3 protein-coding genes are annotated in these 5,873 nt (G+C 70.0%); 1 reads left to right on the forward strand and 2 read right to left on the reverse strand.

Annotation, left to right across the window (positions count from 1 at the left end):
- The coding region (locus QZ994_RS18265) for a TonB-dependent receptor (protein WP_290877017.1) at positions 1–2,104 on the forward strand (2,104 nt) is incomplete at its 5' end.
- A 90-nt stretch (positions 2,105–2,194) separates the two neighbouring features.
- Here QZ994_RS18265 and QZ994_RS18270 read toward each other — a convergent pair.
- Together QZ994_RS18270 and QZ994_RS18275 are read right to left on the reverse strand one after the other, a co-directional pair.
- Complete coding sequence (locus tag QZ994_RS18270) at positions 2,195–4,474, reverse strand: sigma 54-interacting transcriptional regulator (RefSeq protein ID WP_290877019.1); 2,280 nt, start codon at positions 4,472–4,474, stop codon at positions 2,195–2,197.
- A 235-nt stretch (positions 4,475–4,709) separates the two neighbouring features.
- Positions 4,710–5,870 (reverse strand): GlxA family transcriptional regulator, encoded by a 1,161-nt coding sequence (locus QZ994_RS18275; RefSeq protein WP_290877022.1) that lies wholly within the window; start codon positions 5,868–5,870, stop codon positions 4,710–4,712.
- Between the last annotated feature and the right edge of the window lie 3 nt (positions 5,871–5,873).

Here is a 5,873-nt window from a genome sequence, read left to right on the forward strand (position 1 = left end):
CACGCTCGCCGGCCTGGCGCCGGCCCAGGCCCAGACCACCGCAACGGCCGCTGACACCGACCTCGAACCCGTGGTAGTGACGGCCACCACCCAGCCCAAGGCCCTGAAAGACGCGCCCTTCGCCGCCAGCGTGGTCGATGCCCAGGCCCTGCGCAGCGCCGGCCCCCTGGTCAACCTATCCGAGGCCCTGGCCCGCGTGCCCGGCCTCACGGTCAACAACCGCAACAACTACGCCCAGGACCTGCAGATCAGCTCACGCGGCTTTGGTGCCCGCGCCACCTTCGGCGTGCGTGGTCTGCGGCTCTACACCGATGGCATCCCCGCCACCATGCCGGACGGCCAGGGCCAGGTCGGCCACTTTGACCTGGCGAACGCCCAGCGCATCGAGGTGATCCGCGGGCCGTTCTCGGCGCTGTACGGCAACGCCGCCGGGGGCGTGATCTCGCTGGTGAGTGCCCCCATCACCGAGCCCTTCTTCGAAGCCGGTGTCGACCTCGGCAGCAACGCCCTCTACCAGGCGCGCCTGAGTGGCGGCGCGCCCATCAGCGCGCACCTGGCCCTGTCGGCGAGTGCGTCCAGCATGCACACCGATGGCCCGCGCGACCACAGCCGCGCCGACCGGCAGCTGCTCAACGGCAAGGCGCAGTGGACCTACGACGACGACCGCGTGGTTGCCATGGTCAGCCAGATGACCCTGAACGCCCAGGACCCGCTGGGGCTGGACCGCACGCAATTCGACACCGATCCCGAACAGACCACCTCGCAGGCCACGCAGTACAACACCCGCAAGACCGTGGACCAGACCCAGGTGGGCGGCAGCTGGCAGCATGGCTTCCGTCAGATGGGGCCGCTGGCCCAGAGCACGGTGAGCGCCTATGCCGGGCAGCGCAGCACGCGGCAATACCAGGCGATCGCGGCCGCCACACAGGCCAATGTGCGCCACAGTGGCGGCGTGGTCGATTTCGACCGCGCCTACCAGGGCCTGGATGGCCGCCTCACCTGGCGCTGGACCGGCCTGGAGCTGGTGACCGGCCTCAACGCCGAAGACCAGTACGACGACCGCCGCGGCTATCAGAACTACACCGGCACCGCGCCCAACTACACCTACGGCGTGCTGGGCACCCAGCGCCGCAAGGAGCTCAACAGCGCCCACACCCGCGAGGGCTACACCCAGGCGGAATGGGGCTTTGCGCCCGACTGGGCGGCCACCGCCGGTCTGCGCAGCGGCGCCGTCAGCATGAACATCAAGGACCAGTACCTGAGCAACGGCAACGACTCGGGCACCCTGCGCTACACCTACACCACGCCCGTGCTGGGCCTGCGCTGGACGGCGGCACCCACCCTGACCCTGCACGCCAGTGCGGGCCTGGGCAAGGAGTCCCCCACGCTGACGGAGGTCGCCTACCAATCCAGCAGCAGCGCGGCTGGCGTCAACAGCCAACTGAAGGCCCAGCGCAGCCGCCATGCCGAACTGGGCAGCAAGTGGCGCCCGGCGGCCGGGGTGTCGCTCGATGCCACCGTCTTCGTCGTGAACACCAGTGACGAGATCGGGGTGCTGAGCAACAGCGGTGGGCGCGCGGTCTACCAGAACGTGGGCCACACCCAGCGGCAAGGGGCCGAGCTGGCCGGCCAGTGGCGCCTGAGCCCGCAGTGGCGCACCGCTGCCTCGCTGACCTGGCTCGATGCCCAGTACCAGGACCGCTTCCTGACCTGCACCGCCACGCCCTGCAGCACCGCCAACGTCCCGGTGGCCGCTGGCAACCGCATCGCCGGCACCAGCCGCCTGTCAGCCTGGGCCGAACTCGCCTGGCAACCCGCCCGCGGCATGGAGGCGGGCCTGGAATGGCAGGCCCGCAGCCGCACCGCTGTCAACGACGTCAACTCCGATTTCGCGCAGGGCTGGGGCATCGTCAACGCCCGCTGGGTGCAGCGCTGGCAGCTGAGCGAAAAGGGCTCGGCGATCGAACTGCTGGCCCGCGTCGACAACCTGGGCGACAAGGTCTACGCCGGCAGCGTCATCGTCAATGACGCCAATGGCCGCTTCTTCGAGCCGGCATCGGGCCGCACGGCCCTGGTCTCGCTGCGCTACCTGCACGGCTTCTGACGGCCAGCACCACCGCAGCCCCCATACGGCGAAAGGCCCGCACCATGCGGGCCTTTTTCATGCGCGGTCCGGCTTGCCGCCTCGGCGCACTCAGTGCCGGTTCTGCCAGTGCAGCTTGCGGTAGATGGTGTTGCGGCTGATGCCCAGCTGCTTGGCCGCTTCCGAGATGTTGCCGCGCGCGGCTTCCACCGCGTTGCGGATGCTCTGCAGCTCGATGTCGACCAGAGAGGCCGGTGGCGCGGGGGCCACAGCCGGTGCCTGGGCGGGGGCCGCTTCCGCCCCTGCGGCCACGGCCTCGGAGGGCATCGCCACCGCTTCGGAGGCCGGGTGCCCTGCGCGGATGCCGGCTGGCTCGCCGTGGCGGGGGCGCACAGAACCTTGATCGGCCGATGCGCCGATCAGTCCCTGGCCTGCCCAGCCCTGGCCTGCGCCCGCCCCCCCGGTGCGCAAGGCCTCTTCCATGAAATCGTCCGACAGGTGGTCGCGGGTGATGACGCGGTCGGGCCCGGCCATCACGCAGGCCGTGCGCAGCACCCCGGCCAGTTCGCGCACATTGCCCTGCCAGCGGCAGGCACGGAACAGCGCCATCACGTCCTCCGAGAGCTCGTGCGGCTCGTGCGGCGACTCGCGCTGCAGGATGCGTTCGACCAGGGCGGGCAGGTCGCTGCGCTCGCGCAGCGAGGGGATGCGCACCACCAGGCCATTGAGCCGGAAATAGAGGTCTTCGCGGAAGGTCTTGCGCTCGATCATCTCGCGCAGGTTGCGGTGGGTGGCGCAGACCAGGGTGATGTCGATGGGGATGGCGCGGGCGCTGCCCAGGGGCGTGACCTCGCGCTCCTGCAAGACGCGCAGCAGGTGGGCCTGCAGGGACAGGGGCATGTCGCCGATCTCGTCCAGGAACAGGGTGCCGCCATGGGCCTGCACCATCTTGCCGACGGCGCCCTTGCGACGGGCGCCCGTGAAAGCGCCTTCTTCGTAGCCGAAGAGCTCGGACTCGATCAGGGTCTCGGGAATGGAGGCGCAGTTCACCGCGATGAAGGGCTGGTGGGCGCGCTGCGATTCCTGGTGCAGGGCACGGGCCAGCAGCTCCTTGCCAGTGCCGGTCTCACCCTGGATCAGGATGGGGATGTCGCGGTCGATGACGCGGGCCAGCTTGTCGAGCAGGGCGCCCATGGCGGCGTCGCCCGTGGCCAGGGCGCGCAGACCCGTCTGGCGGGAGGCGACGGGCGCTGGCCGTGGCGCTTCGGCCGGGCCCGTCTGGCTGGCATAGGACTGCAGGGGCAAAGGCGGGCTGCCCGGCAGGCGCGGCGCCGGTTGCGGCCCGGGCACGGCCGGGGGCGCACCGATCACGCCCGCCACCTCGGCGGTGCGCAGCGGGCTGCCGGCGGGCTGGGCGGGGGTGGCCTCGACCGCATCGGCCGCCATGTCGGACAGGCTGTGCCACACCGGCCAGTTGAAGCGCGCACGCAGGTGCAGCTGGCGGCCGGCGCCGGTCTCGACCAGCATGGGGCCGGCCTGGCTGGAGCGGAAACGTTCGGCCAGCGAGCCCATGGTCACGCCCAGCAGGGAGGTGACGGTGTGCATGCGCAGGGCGGCGCTGCTCAGGCCCAGCTGCTCCTGCGCGCCCCGGTTGGCACCGATGACCTTGCCGTCGGCATTGACCGCCAGGATGCCCTCGGTCAGCGTGCCCAGGAACTCGGGGCGGCTGTGCAGGTAGATGTGGCCGCCGTTGCGGTGGTCGTCCGAGAACCAGTGGTTCTCGATCATGCGCACCGACATGCGGACCAGGCCCAGGGTGTAGGGGTGGTAGCTGTGCTGGTCGCCGGTGACGTCAAGCACGCCCAGGATGTTGCCGCGCGGGTCGAGGATGGGCGCGGCCGAACAGGTCAGGAAATGGTTGGCGTTGATGAAGTGCTCGCTGCCATGCACGAGCATGGGCGACTCTTCGATCAGGGCCGTGCCGATGGCGTTGGTGCCCTTGGTGGACTCTGACCAGTTCACACCCGGGTTGAGCGCCACCTTGGCAGCACGCTGCAGGAAGGCATCCGGTCCGATGGTGTGCAGGATGGTGCCGTTGGCGTCGGTCAGCACGACCATGCTCTGCGCATCCAGGATCTGCTCGAACAGGGTCTCCATCACCGGCGCGGCGTGGCAGTACAGGCGCTGGTTGCGCTCACGCGCGAGGGCGAGTTCGGTGCGGCCCAGGGTGGGGAAGTCGACACGGTCGCCGCGTTGCAGACCGAGGGTCATGCAGCGATCGTGGGACTGCTGGATGCAATCGGCGTGGCGCTCGCCCAGCACGGGTTCGGCCAGAAGGCCGCCGCCGCTGCGGAAGGGCCCCTGGCCCTGGGCGATGGGTCGCATGCTCATCTCGCGTGTCTCCTCTGGGCGTCCGGTGGCGGGGCCAGGCCCCTGTCATCGCCTGACACACGCGGTGTGTTCGACGAGCGGCCATCGTAGGCAAGATGAGAGAGAACGCGACACTCGCGGCAACCCTCAAAGGGTTAACCCGCAGTTTTGTGCCGGACTGGCACAGTGCTGACACGGTGTGACACAGGTGTGTGGCACCGTTCACGACAGGCGGCTGGCGGGCCGCCGAGGGCGCTCAGGCCGCGACCTGGGCCACGGCCTCGCTCAGGCGGGCGGGGCGACCACTGCGCTGCACCTTGCGCGCCGTGGACTCCCCGATGAAACGGCGGCGCTCTTCGCTGGGCGGGTGGCCAAACAGGTTGCGGTAGGCCTTGCAGAAATGCGAGGACGACTGGAAGCCGCAGGCGATCGTGATCTGCATGATGGGCAGGCTGCTGTGGGTCAGCAGCTCACGGGCGCGGCGCAGGCGCAGGTTCATGTAGTACTGCGCCGGGTTCATCGAGTAATAGCGGTGGAAGAGGCGCTCGAGCTGGCGCAGCGAGATGTGGATCGCCTCCGCGATCTCCTGCAGGGCCAGGGGCTCCTCGATGTTGGCGGCCATGATCTCGGCCGCCTCGGTGAGGTGCTGGTAGCCCGGGCCGATGCACTCGGGCTGGGGCATGCGCTGGCGGTCGGTGCTGGCGCGCTGGCGTTCGAGGATGAACTGCTCGGAGATCTGGGTGGCCAGCTGCGAGCCATGGCGCTCGCGCACCAGGTGCAGGGCCATGTCGAGCGGAGCGGTGCCACCGGAGCAGGTGTAGCGGTCGCGGTCGATGGTGAACACGGCCTGGGCGAAGACCACCTTGGGGAACTCTTCGCGCATGGCGGCCAGGTTTTCCCAGTGCACGGCACAGCGGTAGCCGTCGAGCAGGCCGGCGCTGGCCAGGGCGTAGGAGCCGGTGCACAGGGCGCCCAGAGGCACCTGGCGGGCAGCGAGGTGGCGCAGGGTGCCGCGAACGTGTTCGTCGGTCGCGGCGCGCACGTCGATGCCCCCGCAGACCAGCACCATGTCGCAGCCGCCCAGGCTCTCGACGCTGGCCGTGGCGTGCACATTGAGGCCGTTGCTGGCCGTGGCACCCAGCTCCTGGGCCGGCACCACATCCCAGGTGTAGAGGGTGCGACGGCTCAGGTAGTTGGCCATGCGGAACACCTCGATGGCGTTCGCAAAGGCGATCATCGAGTAATCGCTCAGCAGCAGGAAACCGACCCGAACAGGCACATCTGGCGCCACATTGGTGCATGCCGCACCAGCCGCGTCACCCGCCGGGCGCAAGGCCGACACCGAGGAGGTGGCAGTGGCCGACGTCACCCGCAGGGCGGCAGAAGCGGAGGTGGAGGGGCGGTGCGGGGCTGGCATGAG

It is taken from the genome of Aquabacterium sp., from assembly GCF_021768455.1.
Lineage (GTDB): Bacteria > Pseudomonadota > Gammaproteobacteria > Burkholderiales > Burkholderiaceae_C > Aquabacterium.